Annotated in this window: 17 protein-coding genes; 8 read left to right on the forward strand and 9 right to left on the reverse strand. The window is 63.8% G+C overall.

Features of this window, described 5'->3' with window-relative positions; all coding sequences use genetic code 11:
* Positions 1 to 44: 44 nt before the first annotated feature.
* The 7 genes from L8F45_RS26080 to L8F45_RS26110 form a co-directional block, all read right to left on the reverse strand.
* Complete coding sequence (locus L8F45_RS26080; protein ID WP_342360741.1) at positions 45 to 986, reverse strand: ABC transporter permease; 942 nt, start codon at positions 984 to 986, stop codon at positions 45 to 47.
* Between the two features lie 150 nt (positions 987 to 1,136).
* A complete protein-coding gene (locus tag L8F45_RS26085; protein ID WP_342360742.1) occupies positions 1,137 to 2,732 on the reverse strand; it encodes an ABC transporter substrate-binding protein in 1,596 nt (531 codons plus the stop codon).
* 124 nt (positions 2,733 to 2,856) lie between these two features.
* Entirely contained in the window at positions 2,857 to 3,954 is a 1,098-nt protein-coding gene (locus L8F45_RS26090) for a DUF2336 domain-containing protein (RefSeq protein WP_342360743.1), read from the reverse strand.
* A 137-nt stretch (positions 3,955 to 4,091) separates the two neighbouring features.
* Positions 4,092 to 7,823 (reverse strand): methionine synthase, encoded by a 3,732-nt coding sequence (gene metH, locus L8F45_RS26095; RefSeq protein ID WP_342360744.1) that lies wholly within the window; start codon positions 7,821 to 7,823, stop codon positions 4,092 to 4,094.
* A gap of 8 nt (positions 7,824 to 7,831) precedes the next feature.
* The gene (gene metF, locus L8F45_RS26100; protein ID WP_342360745.1) at positions 7,832 to 8,755 is read right to left on the reverse strand and encodes a methylenetetrahydrofolate reductase [NAD(P)H]; all 924 of its coding nucleotides are present in this window, start codon (positions 8,753 to 8,755) and stop codon (positions 7,832 to 7,834) included.
* Entirely contained in the window at positions 8,755 to 9,768 is a 1,014-nt protein-coding gene (locus tag L8F45_RS26105) for an ArsR/SmtB family transcription factor (protein WP_342363579.1), read from the reverse strand. Before L8F45_RS26105 ends, metF begins: the two co-directional genes overlap by 1 nt.
* 90 nt (positions 9,769 to 9,858) lie before the next feature.
* On the reverse strand, positions 9,859 to 10,575 hold the full coding sequence (locus tag L8F45_RS26110; RefSeq protein ID WP_342360746.1) for a B3/B4 domain-containing protein: 717 nt from the start codon (positions 10,573 to 10,575) through the stop codon (positions 9,859 to 9,861).
* A 70-nt stretch (positions 10,576 to 10,645) separates the two neighbouring features.
* Between L8F45_RS26110 and tsaA the strand changes: the two genes are divergently transcribed.
* On the forward strand, positions 10,646 to 11,161 hold the full coding sequence (gene tsaA, locus L8F45_RS26115; protein WP_342360747.1) for a tRNA (N6-threonylcarbamoyladenosine(37)-N6)-methyltransferase TrmO: 516 nt from the start codon (positions 10,646 to 10,648) through the stop codon (positions 11,159 to 11,161).
* Here tsaA and L8F45_RS26120 read toward each other — a convergent pair.
* A complete protein-coding gene (locus tag L8F45_RS26120) occupies positions 11,144 to 11,287 on the reverse strand; it encodes a hypothetical protein (protein WP_342360748.1) in 144 nt (47 codons plus the stop codon). The two genes, tsaA and L8F45_RS26120, sit on opposite strands and share 18 nt — an antisense overlap.
* A gap of 125 nt (positions 11,288 to 11,412) precedes the next feature.
* Here L8F45_RS26120 and L8F45_RS26125 point away from each other — a divergent pair, with 125 nt between their 5' ends.
* The 4 genes from L8F45_RS26125 (at position 11,413) to L8F45_RS26140 (ending at position 14,592) form a co-directional block, all read left to right on the forward strand.
* The gene (locus L8F45_RS26125) at positions 11,413 to 12,027 is read left to right on the forward strand and encodes a TetR/AcrR family transcriptional regulator (protein WP_342360749.1); all 615 of its coding nucleotides are present in this window, start codon (positions 11,413 to 11,415) and stop codon (positions 12,025 to 12,027) included.
* A gap of 76 nt (positions 12,028 to 12,103) precedes the next feature.
* A complete protein-coding gene (locus L8F45_RS26130) occupies positions 12,104 to 12,703 on the forward strand; it encodes a dioxygenase family protein (protein ID WP_342360750.1) in 600 nt (199 codons plus the stop codon).
* Positions 12,704 to 12,738: 35 nt separating this feature from the next.
* Positions 12,739 to 13,317, forward strand: coding sequence for a methylated-DNA--[protein]-cysteine S-methyltransferase (locus tag L8F45_RS26135; RefSeq protein ID WP_342360751.1), 579 nt, complete (start codon positions 12,739 to 12,741; stop codon positions 13,315 to 13,317).
* Positions 13,318 to 13,479: 162 nt separating this feature from the next.
* The gene (locus L8F45_RS26140) at positions 13,480 to 14,592 is read left to right on the forward strand and encodes an NAD(P)/FAD-dependent oxidoreductase (RefSeq protein ID WP_342360752.1); all 1,113 of its coding nucleotides are present in this window, start codon (positions 13,480 to 13,482) and stop codon (positions 14,590 to 14,592) included.
* 4 nt (positions 14,593 to 14,596) lie between these two features.
* On the opposite strand, the gene ruvC is transcribed toward L8F45_RS26140, so the two are convergent.
* Entirely contained in the window at positions 14,597 to 15,091 is a 495-nt protein-coding gene (gene ruvC, locus L8F45_RS26145) for a crossover junction endodeoxyribonuclease RuvC (RefSeq protein ID WP_342360753.1), read from the reverse strand.
* A 169-nt stretch (positions 15,092 to 15,260) separates the two neighbouring features.
* Between ruvC and L8F45_RS26150 the strand changes: the two genes are divergently transcribed.
* From L8F45_RS26150 to L8F45_RS26160, 3 genes are all read left to right on the forward strand, one after another.
* Positions 15,261 to 15,698: a hypothetical protein gene (locus L8F45_RS26150; protein WP_342360754.1), complete on the forward strand. Its 438-nt coding sequence runs from the start codon at positions 15,261 to 15,263 to the stop codon at positions 15,696 to 15,698.
* Between the two features lie 243 nt (positions 15,699 to 15,941).
* Complete coding sequence (locus L8F45_RS26155; protein WP_342360755.1) at positions 15,942 to 17,198, forward strand: multidrug effflux MFS transporter; 1,257 nt, start codon at positions 15,942 to 15,944, stop codon at positions 17,196 to 17,198.
* 138 nt (positions 17,199 to 17,336) lie between these two features.
* A complete protein-coding gene (locus L8F45_RS26160) occupies positions 17,337 to 18,077 on the forward strand; it encodes a hypothetical protein (RefSeq protein ID WP_342360756.1) in 741 nt (246 codons plus the stop codon).
* Positions 18,078 to 18,170: the final 93 nt, after the last annotated feature.

An 18,170-nucleotide genomic window follows, 5' to 3' on the forward strand; every position in this document is an offset into this window, starting at 1 on the left:
CGCGGAAACCTCCGGGGTCAATGTTGAGGTTGAGGTCGGCGCGCTCAATAGCGGATCCTCGGATCGAACAGCGTGTAAGTGAGATCGACCAGAAGATTGATCAGCACATAGATGAAGGAGAAGAGCAGGATGATCGCCTGGATCACGGGATAATCGCGCGCCAGAACCGCATCGACGGTCAAACGGCCGAGGCCCGGAATTGTGTAGACGCTTTCGGTCACGACCACGCCGCCGATGAGGAGCGCGACGCCGAGGCCGACGACGGTGACGATCGGCACCGCGGCGTTTTTCAACGCATGGCGGAAGAGCACCTTGAGTTCGATCTGGCCCTTGGCGCGCGCGGTGCGGATGTAGTCTTCCGACAGCACTTCGAGCACGCTGGTGCGCGTCATGCGCGCGACGAGCGCGATATAGATGACCGATAAGGTGAGTGCTGGGAGGATCAGCCTTTCAAGCCAGCCGCCAACGCCCTGCGCGATGCGCTGGTAGCCCTGCACCGGAAGCCAGCCGAGCTGGATCGCGAAGAGATAGATCAGGAGATAGCCGACCACGAACACAGGCACGGAGAAGCCCAGCACCGAGAAGCCCATCACCAGGCGATCGATCCAGCTTCCCTGCTTGTAGGCGGCGAGCACGCCCAGCGGCACCGCGACGATAACGGCGATGAGAATCGTGACGAAGGCGAGCGACAGAGTCGGTTCGAAACGCTCGCTGATGAGGTCGACGATGCTCTTCTTGAAGAAGAAGCTCTCGCCGAGATCGCCCTGCGCGAGCTTGCCGAACCAGATGACGAATTGCGTGGCGATCGGCTGGTCGAGACCGAGGCGCGACCTGATCTGCGCCACCTGTTCGGTGGTCGCGCTGTCGCCGGCGATGATTGCGGCGGGATCGGCGGGAGACAGTCGAAGCATGAGGAAGACGAAGACGGCCACGACGAGCATGACCGGAATGGTGGCGACGAGACGTCGCAACACATAAGCGATCATCGGATCATTCCGCCGCGACCTTCATGTCTGTGTGTTCTCTCCGCCTTCCGTATTCACGGACGGGATGCAAGCCGAAAGCCAGCGCCGGCCTGACGCTCCCGCCCCCAAAAAGCCAGCCGCGCGAATCAATCGCGCGGCTGGCGGAGGTCCTTACTTCAGCGTGATGTTCCAGAACACCGGCGCCGGCGCCTTCAGCCAGCCCGACACGTTGGGGCGATGAGCGCCGGGCTGATACCACTGGCCGAGATTGATATGCGTGGTGATCTCGGACGCGCGCACCTGGACTGCGGCCGCGATCTCCTTCTGCCTGGCCGGATCGGTCTCGCGCGCATAGTCGTCGCGAAGCTTTTCCATCGCCTCATCGCAGGGCCAGCCGAAGGGCGCCTTATCGCAGGAGGCGTTGAAGAAGGCGGCCGCCACCGGGTTCAGGATGTCGGCGGACACCCATGAGGTCAGCATCGCATGCCAGCCGCCAGCGTTCGCCGGGTCCTTCTTCACGCGGCGGGCGACAACGGTCTGCCAATCCATCGACTGCATGTCGACCTTGAAGCCGGCCTTCTCCATCAGCGATTTTGCAACAGGCGCGAGATTGGTCAGCACCGCGAGATCAGTCGAATGCAGGAGCACGATCGGCGTTCCGTCATAGCCGCCTTCTTTCAGCAGCTCGCGCGCCTTGTTGAAATTCGAGCTCAACTTGTCCTCAAGGCCCTTGTCCGTCGCGAGCGGCGTGCCGCAGATGAACATCGGCTTGCATTCCTTGTAATAATCGGGATTGCCGATGGTCGCGTCGAGGAAATCCTTCTGATTGAAGGCGTACCACAGCGCCTGACGAATCTTCGGATTATCGAACGGCTTCTGCGTCGAGTTGATCCGCATCGTGTACTGGTTGCCGAGCGGGTTCCAGTCATAGAGCGCGATGTTCTTGTCGGCTTTCAGCAACGGCAGGAGATCGTGCGTCGGCGCCTCGATGATGTCGATCTCGCCGGCGAGCAGCGCGTTCGCCGCCTGCTGCTGATCGGAGATTGCGCGCCATTCGACGCGATCGACATTCACCACCTTGCCGCCGGCGAGGCTGGAGGCCGGCTCGGAGCGCGGCTTGTACTTGTCGAACTTCACATAGACCGTCTTGTCGCCGGGTTTCCACTCGTCCTGCTTGAAGACGAAGGGGCCGGAGCCGATGAACTCGGAAATCTGCGTGTTCGGATCGGTGTCGGCGACGCGCTTCGGCATCATGAAGGGGACGTTCGATGAAGGCTTGCCGAGGCCGGCGAGCACGAGGCCGGTCGGCGATTTCAGCTTGATGACGATGGTCTTCGCATCGGGCGAAGAGATCGCATCGACGAAGCTCATCATCTTCTGACCCATCGCATCCTTCGCGGCCCAGCGCTTGATCGAGGCGACGCAATCTTCTGATGTGACCGGCTTGCCGTCGTGCCACAGCAGCCCGTCGCGCAATGTCATGGTGTGGGTGAGCTGGTCGGAGGAGACCTCGTACTTGTCGACCATCTGCGGCTTGATTTCGCCATTCGCATCGGTTGCGAACAGGGTGTCGTAGATCATGTAGCCGTGGTTGCGGACGATGTAGGCCGTCGTCCAGATCGGATCGAGAATCTTCAGGTCCGAATGCATGACGACGCGCAGCGTCTTGCCCTGCGCAAATGCGTCCGTCGATGCGACGGACAAAGCGCCCGTCGCCGCCACGGACACAGCCGCCGCAGCGACCACAGATTTCCAATTGATGGTCATCCCCATCCCTCCCTGCGGCCGCGCGCTCGCGCCAAGCCTTCACTCAGGGCTCAATTAGAGAACGGGAGTGGAATGGCGTCAAACCCCGCGGCGCCGAAACGGGCGTCAGGCGGCGCCGTTGAAGTCAGCTTGCCGCCTGCGCGGCGGGCCGCGCGATCTTGGCGTTCCGGGCGAGCCGCGCCGCGTCGCGCTGCGACATCATGGTGAACCTGTTGCGCAACATCTCGCGCAGCGCCAGCCGATCGAGTCCGCCCGAACGCGCAGCCAGAGTCTCCTCCGCCGCCGCCCAGCTCATGTCGGCGGCGCGCAACACCACGGCCATCAGCTCGAAATCATCGCCAGCGAAGATCGTCAGCACGAGATCATGCGGCAGGCCGGCGCGCTCGGCGAGGATCTGGAGCGATTCCCGGAGGCGGCGGTGGCGCAGAAGGTCGAGAAACAGATGCTCGTGGGACAGGTCGGGTTTCTGCTCGAGCCGGGCGATGCGGTTCGCAGCATCGTGGGACGGAGGCGCGGCGCCGATGCGCGCAGCCGATGCCTCAATGCTGGCCGCCACAGCCGCGTCGAGCTCGGCCGGCGAGGATTTACGCAGCATCTTGGCGAGATGGGCGCGGAGCACCGACGCGGCGTCCTCGACCAGCCGGTCGCGCAATTGCGGCGGCAGGCCGAAACGGTCGGCCAGCGCGACCGCCAGCTTCCTGTCGGCGTTCGCGCGCGTCAGGAGGATGGCGGACCCGTCGCGCGAGAGAGGCGCGCGGCCGTTCGCGGCCAGGGTCTGGAGCACGGGAGCGGAGCCTACAGCGATCAGCCGATCGGTGACGGCCTCGGTGAGGTCCGATCGCTTCGCGACCAGCATGATGTGCTGCTGCCCCTTGGCGCCGATGATGGCGATAAGGTCGCCGGCTTCGAGCCGCGACGACCGCTCCAGCACGGGCGCCGCCACGGCGATCTCGTCATGGAAGGCCAGAATGCGGATCGTGCCGTAGGGCGCGTTCGGAATGTCCGCGAGCTTTTCGGCGAGCTGGACCAGCGCCTCTTTTTCGAGATCGGCGACCAGCCAGCGCAGCGCCACGTCGTAGAGTTCGACGGCCTCGTCATTCAGCAGGGGCGCCTGGCGCGTGAAGTTCTCGACAAGCTGATCAACCGCATGACCGCGGCGGTGACCCAGGTCACCCTTCGAGACAAGACTGAGTTCGCCAGCGAGGGCGTCCGCGTAGCGCATGGCCGGGGTCCGGCGATGAAACTAGGCGCCAACCGTTTAGATGTCGTGAACCGAGAAACACGCTTTCTGATGCGACGTGGCGTCGCGATTTTGCCCTAACGTCATTTGGCGAGGCTCTTTTTCGCGGGCTGCGGGCGCTATTCCGCAGCCTCCATGGCCGCGCCGGCGGGCGTATAGTTAAGGATGGGCGCGAGCCAGCGCTCCGCCTCGGACAGGCTCATTCCCTTGCGCAGGGCGTAATCGGCGACCTGGTCGCGCTCGACCTTGGCGACTCCGAAATAATGCGACTCGGGATGGGAGAAGTAGAGCCCCGAGACTGAAGCGCCGGGCCACATGGCGAAGTTCTCCGTCAGCGCCACGCCGATGCGGCGCTCGGCGTTGAGCAGCCGGAAGAGCGTCGCCTTCTCCGTGTGATCGGGTTGGGCGGGATAGCCGGCCGCCGGGCGAATGCCGCGATATTTCTCGGTGATCAGATCATCGCTCGACAGGTTTTCGTCCGCCGCATAGCCCCAGAATTCCTTGCGCACGCGCTCATGCATGCGCTCGGCGAAAGCTTCCGCGATGCGGTCGGCCAGCGCCTTGACCATGATCGAGCGGTAGTCGTCGTTCGCCTTCTCGAAGCGCTTGGCGACGCGCTCTTCCGACAGGCCCGACGTGACGACGAAGGCGCCGAGATAATCCGCCTTGCCGCTCGAAACAGGCGCGACGAAGTCAGAGATGCAAGTGTTGGCGCGCCCGTCGCGCTTGATGAGCTGCTGGCGCAGCCCATGGAACGCCGCAAGCTTTTCGCTGCGGCTTTCGCCGGTGAAGAGGTTGATGTCGTCGCCTTCCGAATTGGCCGGCCAGAAGCCGATCACAGCTTTCGGCGTAAACCAGCGCTCGACCACGATCTGGTCGAGCATCTCGCGCGCGTCTTCGTAAAGGCGGCGCGCCTCCTCGCCATAGACCTTGTCTTCGAGGATCGCGGGGAAGCGGCCCTTCAGCTCCCAGGTCCAGAAGAACGGAGTCCAGTCGATATAGGGGATGAGCTCGCCGACATCGTAGGAAGAGAAAACCCGCATGCCGGTGAAAGAGGGCTTCGGCGGCTGATAAGCGCTCCAGTCGAGCTTCAGCGCATTGGCGCGCGCCTTCTCGATCGGCAGACGCTGCTTGTCGAGCTCGGCCTTCGCATGCGCATCGGCGGTCTTGGCGTATTCCGCGCGCACGCCGTCGATATAGGAGCCCTTGTTGTCGTTCGAGAGCAGCGAAGAGACGACGCCGACGGCGCGACTCGCATCGGTGACGTAGATCGCCTGTCCGCGCTCATAGGCGGGATGAATCTTCACAGCGGTATGGACGCGGCTGGTCGTCGCGCCGCCGATCAGCAGCGGAATGTCGAACCCGTCGCGCTCCATCTCGCTCGCGACATTCACCATCTCGTCGAGCGACGGCGTGATCAGGCCGGAGAGACCGATGATGTCGGCCTTCTCGCGCTTCGCGGTCTCGAGAATCTTCGCGGCGGGCACCATCACGCCGAGATCGATGACCTCGTAATTGTTGCACTGGAGCACGACGCCGACGATGTTCTTGCCGATGTCGTGAACGTCGCCCTTGACCGTCGCCATGACGATCTTGCCCGCCGCCGGACGATCGGCGACGCCGGTCTCCTCGCGCTCTTTCTCCATGAAGGGTTCGAGATAGGCGACGGCCTGCTTCATCACGCGGGCGGACTTCACCACCTGCGGCAGGAACATCTTGCCGGAGCCGAAGAGATCGCCAACCACATTCATGCCGGCCATCAATGGGCCTTCGATGACATGCAGCGGCCGCTCCGACTTGGCGCGCGCTTCTTCAGTGTCCTGCACGATGAATTCGGTGACGCCAGCGACGAGCGCGTGCTCGATGCGCTTTTCGACCGGCCATTCGCGCCAGGCGAGATCCTGCCCCTTCACCGCCGCGGCGCCGTCGCCCTTGAAGCGCGGCGCGGCTTCAAGCAGGCGCTCGGTGCCGTCCTCGCGCCGGTTGAGGATCACGTCCTCACAGAGTTCGCGCAATTCCGGATCGATCTCGTCATAGACCGCGAGCTGGCCGGCGTTGACGATGCCCATGTCCATGCCCGCCTGAATGCAATGGTACAGGAACACCGAGTGCATCGCCTCGCGCACCGGCTCATTGCCGCGGAACGAAAAGGACAGATTGGAGACGCCGCCTGAAATATGGACGAGCGGCATGCGGCGCCTGATTTCGCGCGTCGCCTCGATGAAGGCGACTCCATAGCCATTATGCTCCTCGATGCCGGTCGCGACGGCGAAGATGTTGGGATCGAAGATGATGTCTTCGGGGGGATAGCCGACCTTGTTGACCAGCACGTCATAGGCGCGGCTGCAAATCTCGACCTTGCGTTCGTATGAGTCAGCCTGGCCCTTCTCGTCGAAGGCCATCACGACGACCGCCGCGCCATGGCGGCGGCAGATCTCGGCGTGATGAATGAAGGCCTCTTCGCCTTCCTTCATCGAGATCGAATTCACGACAGGCTTGCCCTGCACGCATTTCAGGCAGGACTCGATGATGTGGAACTTCGATGAATCCACCATCACGGGCACGCGAGCGATGTCAGGCTCCGACGCCACGAGATTGAGGAATTCGACCATCGCCTTCTCGGAGTCGAGCAGACCTTCATCCATATTGATGTCGATGATCTGGGCGCCATTCGCGACCTGATCGCGGGCCACGTCGAGCGCCGCGGCGTAGTCACCATTGGTGATCAGCTTGCGGAATTTCGCCGAGCCTGTGACGTTGGTGCGCTCGCCGACATTCACGAAGCGGATGTCAGGCGTCAGCGTGAAAGGTTCGAGGCCCGACAATTTGAGCTGCGGGACATGCTCGGGAATTTCGCGCGGCTTCTTGCCCTTCACCGCCTCAGCGATCGCCTTGATATGGGCCGGCGTCGTGCCGCAGCAGCCGCCGACGATATTGACGAGGCCGGCTTCGGCGAATTCCGCCAGCATTGAGGCCGTCGCTTCGGGACGCTCGTCATAGAGACCGAACTCGTTCGGCAGGCCGGCGTTGGGATAGGCGCAGACAAGCGTATCGGCCGCGCGCGCGATCTCGGCGATATGGGCGCGCATCTCCTTCGCGCCGAGCGCGCAGTTGAGCCCGATCGAGAAGGGCTTCGCGTGGCGCAGCGAATGCCAGAAGGCGGTCGGCGTCTGACCGGAGAGCGTGCGGCCGGAGAGATCGGTGATCGTGCCCGAGATCATCACGGGAACGCGTTCGCCGCGCGCGGCGAACAATTCCTCGATCGCGTAGACGGCGGCCTTGGCGTTCAGCGTGTCGAAGATCGTCTCAACGAGCAGAAGATCGACGCCGCCATCGAGCAGTCCGCGCGCCTGTTCGCCATAGGCGGTGCGGAGGTCATCGAACGAGACGGCGCGGAAGCCGGGATTATTGACGTCGGGTGAGATCGAGGCGGTGCGGTTGGTCGGCCCGAGCGCGCCGGCGACGAAGCGCGGACGGCCATCCTCCTTCTCCGCGATCGCGGCCGCCTCTTTCGCGATGCGCGCGGATTCCAGATTCAACTCGTAGGCCAGTTCCTGCATGCCGTAGTCGGCCTGCGCGATCGAGGTCGATGAGAAGGTGTTGGTTTCGACGATGTCGGCGCCGGCGCGAAAATAAGCGAGGTGAATGTCGCGCAGCTTGTCGACCTGCGTCAGCGCCAGCAGGTCATTATTGCCCTTGAGGTCGCGCGCCCAGTCCTTGAAACGTTCACCGCGGAAATCCGCCTCGGAGAGTTTCAGATCCTGAATCTGCGTGCCCATGGCGCCGTCGAGCACGAGAATGCGCTCGCGCGCGGCGGCCTGAAGGGTCGTAAGGGCGTCGAGCTTGGTCATGGTTGATGTTATTCCGCCGCGACGCGCGCGGCTTCCGCCTGCGCCGTCGGTCGCATGCCGATGAGATGGCAGATCGCGTAAACGAGATCGGCCTTGTTCATGGTGTAGAAATGTAGATCATTGACGCCGCGATTGATGAGGTCGGTCACCTGTTCCGCGCAGACGGCGGCGGCGACGAGCCGGCGCGTTTCGGGGTCATGATCGAGTCCCTCGAAGCGGCGGCTGAGCGCAGCCGAGATCGAGGCGCCGACCTTGCCGGCGAAACCCGCAGTCTGCTTGAAGTTCTGCACAGGCGCGATGCCCGGCGCGATCGGCACATTGATGCCGGCGGACAGCGCCTTGTCGAGGAAGCGCCAGTAGAGATCGTTGTAGAAGAAGAACTGCGTGATCGCGCGCGTTGCGCCGGCGTCCACCTTGCGCTTCAGCAGTTCGATGTCGGCGTCGAGCGAGATCGATTCCGGATGCTTCTCAGGGTACGCCGAGACGCTGATCTCGAAATCGCCGATCTTCTTCAGGCCGGCGATAAGATCAGGCGTCGTCTGATAGCCGCCGGAATGGGGCGTGTAGGACGCGCCGATGCCGCCGGCGGGATCGCCGCGCAACGCGACGATGTGACGAACGCCGGCGTCCCAATAGCCGCGCACGACGTCGTCGACTTCTTCTTTCGTCGCGCCGACGCAAGTGAGATGCGCGGCCGGCTTCAGCGTCGTTTCCTCGACGAGACGCTTCACGGTGGCGTGGGTGCGCTCGCGCGTGGTGCCGCCGGCGCCGTAGGTCACCGAGACGAAGGAGGGATTGAGCGGCTCAAGGCGCCGTATGGCGCTCCATAGCGCCGTTTCCATGTCCGCATTCTTCGGCGGAAAGAACTCGAAGGAGACGTGCGGCGTCTTCGCCGGAGCGCGGGCCGCGCCGTTCAGCAGGTCTGCGCTCATCACGCCACCTCTCTTCCAGGAATTTGCAGGGGATAGTCTGTGATCATGCGCCGGTCACGCCCGATCCAGATCGACACTGTCAGCTTGGAGGCGTCGCCGTCCGGCGGCGGCAGGTCGCGATGGCCTTCAGAATCGAGGCCGGCTTCCTGCATCAGAAGCGTGATTTCTTCCGGCGTAAAGCCGAGCCGGCGGTGAGACTGCTTCTCGCGCAACTCCTCGATCGCGTGCGGCGCGAAGTCGGCCACGATCATCCGGCCGCCCGGCGCAAGCGACGCCGCGGCCTCGCGCAGGGCGCGCGAGGGGTCGTCGAGATAGTGCAGCACCTGATGGATGATGACGACGTCGAAGGCGTTGCGCTCCACCGGGAGCGCATAGATGTCGCCCTGGCGCAGTTCGACGCCGCGCACGCCCGCCTTGGCGAGATTGGCGCGGGCGACCTGCAGCATCGCGGGACTTGAATCGACGCCGACGAGACGCGAGGCGCGGCCGGCGAACAATTGCAGCATGCGGCCTGTGCCGGCGCCGAGATCGAGCAGCGCATGAATCGGGCGGTCGCCGACGGCCGAGACGATCGCCTGCTCGACTTCGCTCTCGGCCACATGGAGCGAGCGGATGCGGTCCCATTCGATGGCGTGGCGGGAGAAATACTGTTCGGCCGCCTTGGCGCGCGCGGCGCGGACGGCGGCGAGGCGGGCGCGGTCGCCGGCCAGAATCTCGTCGTTGCGGTCGAGAGCCCCGGCAAGCGCCTGGGCGAGCGGCGCGCCGGCGCCGCGGGTTTCGAGGCGGAAGAAGGCGAAGGCGCCTTCGCGGTTCCGGGTGGCGAGCCCGGCGTCCATGAGGAGTTTGAGATGGCGCGAGATGCGCGGCTGGGACTGGCCGAGAATGTCGGTGAGGTCGGAGACCGAGAGTTCGCCCTCGGCCAGCAGCGCGACGATGCGCAGGCGCGTCTCCTCACCCGCCGCCTTCAGCGTCGAGAGCACGGCCTCGAAAGAGAGCGGCGTAGAGACGACCATCAATCCAACTTTCGGCAGAAAGATATAAGGATATGTTTATGTGATTATCGCCGGTCGCGCAAGGGCCGCCCCCGGAGCCGGCGGGGCGGCTCAACCGGGCGCGGCGCCGTCCAGCCGGGCGCTGTCGAGAACCGCATGGGAAATGAGGCCGCCGGCGAAGCGCCCGATCAGATCGCGGAGGTCGGCGACGGCCGCATCCAGATCGCCCCAGCCGTTTGCTTGCACGGTGATGACGGCGTCGCTTGTATTGGTCGTCACGCCGGAGCGGGCGTCCTGCCGCCAGTTCCAGCGCCGGCAGAGTACCTTGGCGGCGTCGGCGTAGACGACCTCGCCTTCCTTCGGCGGATCGTTGGGATCATCGCCCTCGGCCGCGCCCATGTCGATGAAGCTGTCGTCTGATCTGGCGAAGCGGAATGAGAGATCGCCTTCGATCTTCGCGAGATCGTCGGCGCCGCTGCAGAAGACATGCGTCAGCGAGACGATGTTGTAGATGTCGACCAGCGTGTTGATTTCGGGCAGCCGATCGCCCGCCAGCACGCGCTTCACCAGCCGCTCGACGGAGCAGCGATAGCTGGTCTTCCTGATGCCGAAGCCCTTGTAGGCCTCGCGCCATGCGGCGATGCCAGGAATCTGCGACAGCTCGACGCCGCTCCAGCGCGTGCGACAATCCGCTTCGCGCTTGGCGATGAGCGCGTCGAGTTCAGGCGGTCGCGCGGTCGTGATGTCGAGGTTGCGCGCGAACACGAAGGCGATGCGCGCCTTGGGAAAGCGCGGCGCGATTTCGGCGATGCTGAGAGCAGTGCACATGGATCGGAGATCGACGGCTTGACGAAGCGGCCGGATCGCATTCCCGTCGCTTCTGTGCAAGGAAGGCTTGATGAATCAAACGAGAGCCGAAAGCCGGCCCGGCGAGGTCCGCATTGATCAGCCGCCGGCGCGCGACGCGCAATTGCGTTTCATCGGCCGCATTCGCACGCCATGGACCACGCGCGAGCAATGTCCGAAAAGCAGTCGCGAGGCGATCGAACGCGGCGACGGTGCGATTTCGACGATCGAGATCGACGACCTCTACGTTGAAGGCCTCAAGGATCTCTCGAATTTTTCGCATGTCTGGGCGCTCTACTGGATGGGCGAGGCGGCGCGCGACCTTGTGGTGCAGGTTCCCAAACTTCTCGGCGAGCCGCGCGGCGTGTTCGCGCTGCGCTCGCCGGCGCGGCCGAATCCGATCGCCATGGCGGCGGCGGAGCTGATCGCGATCGAGGGACGGACGCTGACGGTGCTCGGCGTCGATTGTCTCGACGGCACGCCGCTCATCGACATCAAACCCTATTTCGCATCGACCGATGCGATCGCGCACGCCTCGGCCGCCCGCCGCTCAGTGCGGCAGGACTGACTCCATCGGCCAGGTCGAGACGTCGGCGAAGCGCGCCAGAAGGCAGCGGCGCGGCGCCTCGCCCCAAGCCATCATGCGGCGATAGGCGTTCCAGTCGCTGACAAGGGACAGAATGAGCTTGAGCATCGTCCACCTCCCCACTACGAACCTTGTTCACGATCCAATGCGATTTGAACAATGTTCAATGTGATGTATAGCAAGTCGATGAACATTGTTCAAGAGCTTTTTCGTAGCGGCTGCGAGAACGCGCCGTGAGCGACGCGCCGCCGCCGGATCGCCGGAGCCGCCAGCGCACCGAGATGGCGCGGCTCGCGGTCGAGATTGTCGAAAATGACGGCCTCGCCGGCCTTCAGGCCCGGCGGATCGCCGAACGGGCCGACTGCGCCGTCGGCACGGTCTACAACCTGTTCGGCGATCTCGACGGCGTGATCATCGCCGCCAATGAAGAGACGCTGCGCGAGATCATGGCCGCCTGTTCCGAGGCGCTGGCGCAGATGGATCAGGCCGGCGCGGCGGAGGATCGCCTGATCGCGCTGGCGCGCGCCTACGCCTCTTACGCCGAGGCACATCCCAAACGCTTCGACGCGCTGTTCACCCATCGCGCCGCTGCGGATCGCGAATTTCCCGAAAGCTTCACCAAACTGACCGATGATTTGTTCGCGCTGCTGGGCCGCGTTTTCGCTGATGCGACAGCGCCAATGGACGCGCATGAGCGTGATGTCGCTGCGCGCGCACTGTGGGCGTCGGTGCATGGCATCGTGACGCTCGGACTGCAGGATCGCGTGGGATTGCTGACGCGTGAGGAAATCGCGCCGGCGATCGGCCATATCGTGAAGGCGGCCGTCAGAGGCATGGCGGCGCGCTGATATTTCCGGAAACGGAGCCGGTCGAATTCGGCCGCAAAGAGCGGCCAGGGTCTCTGCCCAAACAGAGACCCCGATCATGATGTCAGGAAATCAAACGCGGCGCGAACTCGCGCGCCTCTGGCTCGCCGCGACGGCGGGCGTCGCCGGAGCGGAATTCTCAGTCGGCGCGTCGATCGCGCAGACGGCGGAGCCGACGCCCGCCTGCGGTCATGACGAACGCGCAACGCCGGCGCAAACGGAAGGCCCGTATTATTCGCCGAAAACGCCGGAGAAGGCGAATTTTCGCGCCGACGCCGCAGGCGACGGCTTCAACCTGATGGGCTTCGTGCTCGATCGTCGTTGTCGGCCGATCCCGCGGGCGCTTGTCGATCTCTGGCATGCGGATAGCCAGGGCGAATATGACAACAAGAGCTATCGCCTGCGTGGTCATCAGTTCACGGATGCGCGAGGCCGCTTCGTGTTCGAGACGATCACGCCCGGCCTCTATGTCGGGCGCACGCGACATTTCCATCTCAAGGCGCAGGCGCCGCGCGGCCGCATCCTGACGACCCAACTCTATTTCCCCGACGAGCCCGGCAATGGCCGCGACGGCCTGTTCGATCGTCGGCTGCTCATGCGCGTATCGAACGCGGCGGACGGCAAAGTCGGCCGCTTCGACATCGTGCTCGACGTCTAGCGCGAGAGCGGTCGACGCCATATTTTGACGGCGTCATGAGCCAGCAAGGATTCGCACTGTTCGACACCGCCATCGGCGGTTGCGGCGTCGTTTGGGGACCGCGCGGAATCGTGGGCGGGCAATTGCCGCTGCCGTCGGCGATCGACATGCGCGATCGCCTCATGCGCCGCTATCCCGATGCGCGCGAGGCGGAGCCGCCGAAGTCGATCGCGGACGTCATCGACGCGGTGCGGGAACTGTTCGAAACAGGTTCGCGCGATCTCGCCGACATCGAACTCGACATGGAAGGGGTGCCGGCGTTCAGCGCGGACGTCTATCGCATCGCGCGCGCCATTCCGCCCGGCGCGACGCGCACCTATGGCGACATTGCGCGCGATCTCGGCGATGTCGCCCTGTCGCGAGACGTCGGGCAGGCGCTTGGGAACAATCCTTTTCCGCCGATCGTGCCCTGCCATCGCGTGCTGGCGGCCAACGGCAAGACCGGCGGCTTCTCCGCCAATGGCGGCGTCGAGACCAAGATGCGCATGCTGTCGATCGAGCGCGCCCGCACCAGTGATGCGCCGAGCCTGTTCGACGATCTGCCGCTCGCCGCCCCGCCGCGAAAAGGCGCGTAAGTCCGGGATCAATTGCGTGCGATGAGGCGTTGAATCGGCCATTGCGAGCCCGATTTGACGACTCACCGCAAAGATCTCCGCACCGGTCAGCCGATCTGGCTTTCACGCCCGCTCAAGCGATTGCCCGCAAGTCGCTTGCGGAGGGGCGCGAAGACGGACGTCTTGGTAGTCGGCGCGGGCGTCTCCGGCGCCTTCGTCGCCGAGGCGCTCTCGGACGCCGGTTTCGAGGTGATGATCGTCGACCGCCGCGACGGGCCGTTGCGCGGCTCGACGCCGGCATCCACCGCACTTCTGCAATATGAAATCGATACGCCTTTGAGCGTCCTTTCGCTCCAGATCGGCGTGACGGATGCGACACGCGCCTGGCGACGCTCCAGACTTTCAGTCGAGTCGATCGCGGCGCGGACCCGAGAGCTCGCGATCGAATGCGATCTCGAACGCCGCGACGCGCTCTATCTCGCGGGAAGCGAACTCGATGCGAAGGGGCTGCGTCGCGAATGCGATGCGCGCCGCCTTGCGGGTTTCGAGACACGCTATCTCGGACGCAAGGCGCTGCTTCGGCGGTTCGGTATCTCGAGAGAAGCCGCGCTTCTCGGCTATGACAATCTCGCCGCGGATCCGCGCCGGTTGGCCGCCGGGTACCTGCGCGCTGCGATTGCGCGCGGCGCCAAGCTACATACGCCCTGCGACATCATGAATGTCGAAGCGCGACCACGCGGCGTGACGGCGACGACTGCCGACGGGCATGAAATCCGCTGTCGCACGCTCGTGTTCGCGACGGGTTACGAACTGCCGAAACAGGTTCCGGCTCGCGGTCATCGCATTGTCTCGACCTTCGCGCTCGCGACACGCCCGCAGAAGCGCCTGGTATGGCCGGAGCGATGCTTCATCTGGGAGGCGTCCGAACCCTATCTCTATCTGCGCGCAACGAAGGAAGGCCGTGTGATCTGCGGAGGTGAGGACGAGGAGTTTTCAGACGAGGAAAAGCGCGACGTGCTCCTGCCGAGAAAGATCGACGCCCTTCGCCGCAAACTGACGCGCCTGCTGCCTGACCTCGACACGGAACCCGACTTTGCCTGGTGCGGCTCATTCGGAGCAAGCGGGACCGGATTGCCCTCCATCGGAGAAATCCCCGGCATGGCGAATTGCTGGGCTGTGCTCGGCTATGGCGGCAACGGCATCACCCACAGTCGCATCGCCGCTGAAATCATCCGCGCAGGCCTGATCGGCGCGACCGATCCCGACGCCGATCTTTTCGCGTTCGAGAAGGAGTGAATCTCTATATTTTCCGCACGCCGCGATGCTGGGCGTGAGTCAGCGCGATCGCCAGTGCATCGGCCGCATCGTCGGTCTTCGGATCCGCCTTCGGCAGCAGCACGCGCACCATCATGTGAATCTGCGCCTTCTCGGCGTGGCCTGAGCCCACGATCGTCTTCTTCACCTGGTTCGGCGCGTATTCCGAGACGTCGAGCCCGTGCAGCGCGCCGACCAGCATGGCGACGCCGCGGGCGTGGCCGAGTTTCAGCGTCGCCTGCGCATCCTTGTTGACGAAGGTCTCCTCGATCGCCGCCTCATCAGGCGCATGCAGCCGAAACACGTCCGACAGCCCGTCATGGAGTTGCCGCAAGCGCTCGGCGAGCGGCTTCTTCTCGTCAGAATTGACCGAGCCGCAGGCGATGAAGGAGAGGCGCGTTCCTTCCGAAGTGACGAGGCCCCAGCCGGTTTTCCTGAGACCGGGATCGATGCCGATGATGCGAATCGCGTGAGCCTTCATGTCGCTGAGAGGCCGCGTCGCGCGCCCCGGGTCAAGCGCGCTTGCGCGCCGCAACGGCGAAACGCATGAAACATGTCGCCGCTAACGATACACGAAACCATTGGCGCGCAGCGGTTTCTTCTGATTATGAGGCGGGCGTCGGCGCAAGCCGTTCCGTTGGGAGACGCTCATGATTGCGAAGCTTCTGTTGATGTCAGCACTGAGCGCGCAGCCGTCGGCGCCCGCGCTGCTGGAAGCCAGCGTCTGCGCGCCTGCGGCCTGCATGACGCTCGCGCAGTATGAGACGACGCCGCAGGGCTATCGTGGAACCGGCCGGAATTTCGGGCGCGGCTGGGAGAGTGAGCGCCGCGCCGTCCGCGGCACGGGCTCGAATTTCGGCGGCGGATTTGACGTCGATCGCAAGCGGAAAAGCTTCACAGGAACGGGAACCCGGTTCGGCGGCGGCTATAACGTCGGCGGGGGCGGGCGCCGGGTCACGGGCACCGGCAATAATTTCGGCAAGGGCTGGGAGTTGTCGTCGAACGGCCGCGAATGGGTCGGCACCGGCGGCAATTTCGGCAGGCGCTGCCCGGCGCGGCCGGGCTCTTCCTTCGTGCCCTGCATGTGAGCTGCAGGCCGGCGCGGCGTAGCGTCACCTCGCTGTCGCAATCGCGACGGCGCGACGTGCGGCATTTTAGCAAAAGGCCGGCCTTCCCAGGCTGAAGTCATACCGCCCCTGCGCTGAGCGCGCTGCGTCGCAGCATATTTTCGTCGACGGATGCGGCGATGGGGCCTAGAAAGGTCAAATCACGCTTCGTGGACGCCGCGCCCGTTTTTGCGCGCTCCGCCAAGACCTCTGGACCCAATTCTCATGCTCTATTCGCCGAAGGACCGGGACGCGCTCTCGGCCGAGAAGCCCGGTTTTGCGGAGTTCGTTGTCGTCGTCGCCCTGATCATGGCGATCGGCGCCTTCTCGATCGACAACATCATGCCGGCCTTCGGTCCGATCCATCAGGAATTCGGCGTCGCCAGCAGCAACGACATGCAGCTCATGATGACGGTCTACATGGCCTCCTTCGCCGTCATGCAGCTTGTTTACGGCCCGATCTCGGATGCGATCGGTCGCCGGCCAACGCTGATGATCGGCATGGGCGTCTATCTCCTCGGCAGTGTCGCCGCGGTGTTCGCGCCGAGTTTCGAATTGCTCCTTGCGGCGCGCGCGCTGCAAGGCCTCGGCGCCGCCTGCACCCGCGTGATCTCCGTCGCGCTCGTTCGCGATCGCTACGCCGGACGTGAAATGGCGCGGGTGATGTCGCTCACCATGATGATTTTCATCATCGTGCCGATCTTCGCGCCGGCGGTCGGGAGCCTGATCCTGCATGCGAGCAACTGGCGCTTCATCTTCCTGTCGATGGTGTTGATGGCGCTTCTCGTCGTCGGCTGGTTCGGCCTGCGCATGCCGGAGACCTTGAGGCCGCAATATCGCCGGCCGGTGTCGCTCGCGATGCTGTCGAACGGCTTCACGCGTTCGATGACGACGCGGGTGTGCATCGGCTACTCCACCTGCATGGGCATGATGATGGGCTGCGTCATGAGTTACGTGAACTCGGCGCAACAGATCTTCGAGACGGAAGTCTATGGCCTCGGCCCGTGGTTTCCGCTCGCCTTCGGCAGCATCGCTGCGGTGATGGGCCTCGCCTCCTTCGTGAACTCCAGCCTGGTCGGCCGCGTCGGCATGCGCCGCATGGCCCATGGGGCGACGATCGGCTTCATCCTCGTGGCGCTGATCCAGTTCGTCGTCGCCAAGGCCTATGGCGGCGCGCCGCCGCTGCTTGCTTTTGGCGCGACGCTCGCCGGCTGCCACTTCCTGTTCAGCCTGATCATGCCGAACTCGAACGCCATGGCGATGGAGCCGGTCGGCGACATCGCCGGCACCGCCTCGTCCTTCATGGGATTCTACACGACGCTCGCCGGCGCGCTGCTCGGCTATCTCGTCGGCCAGCATTTCAACGGCACTGTGATTCCGCTGACGATCGGCTATCTCGCTTTTGGCTGCGGCACGCTCCTCGTGATGCTGTGGGCCGAGAAGGGCCGCCTGTTCCAGCCGCACAATCCGCCGACGCGCTGATCGCTTCCTTTAGCGCCGATACCTTTCTTTCGATTCGCGACGTTGTCGAGCTGGCGGCCGGAGATTTCTCGCGTTACAACGCCGTCGGCATAAAGAGTTGTTAGCTGTGCTTTCCCCTGTGCATTGTCGGAGATCGCCATGGGCAACTTCAACGCGCAGTTTCATTTATTGCCACCCGATCTTAAGCTTAGCATGGGCTTGTTGGCCATGGACGCCAACACAAGTCGGGTGAATTTGGTTTATAGTCGTCCGTCTCTCAACTCGATCAAAAATGACGAGATCGGTCTCCAATACAATTACGGAAAGAAGATAGAGCTATTTTTGGGTCGCAGCACCTCGCGGCTGGTGTTCGGCGTCGATCCCCGGACTGGAAGCAGCGCAGTTTCCATGAAGCATAAGGGATTGGGGGCAAGTACGGAATTAAACTTCAAAGATCGGTGGTTAAAAATCGATCTGTCCTATGTTTATCACGGGCTGGATATTAGCGCGATGGCGAAATGGGCGGAGACTTCAACAGGGCGAGCGGCGGATTATGGATTCAATATCGGCGCGAGGCCGCTCCCGTTCTTCGACTTGAGAACGCCCGCCACTCCTGCCGACATGAGGACGACATTCAACGACGCAGGAGCGACCGCCATTGATATTTGGAATCGTAAAGGACTCAAGAGCAACGATACTGCAGTGTTAGGTCGTGCAGCGACCCTCATTCCCCAGATTGCAAATGCGCAAAACAATCCTCCTTGGGGCGCAGGCGTATATGTTCACATGGATGAACGGAATAATTTTACGATATTCGTTATTGGCACAATTCACTTTTCCGCCGGTCCTCGCGTGGAATTTGCTAAGCCGTCGACGCAAGTTGTTGGGCCCACGCAGTAATGGGCGTCCTTGCCATTTGCACAAGAATGGATAGAGCAGGTTTCCTGCTGACATCACAAGGCGTTTTCAACGTCGTTCCGCGAGTGGAGGCAA

This window comes from Terrirubrum flagellatum, assembly GCF_022059845.1.
In the GTDB taxonomy this organism is placed as follows: domain Bacteria; phylum Pseudomonadota; class Alphaproteobacteria; order Rhizobiales; family Beijerinckiaceae; genus Terrirubrum; species Terrirubrum flagellatum.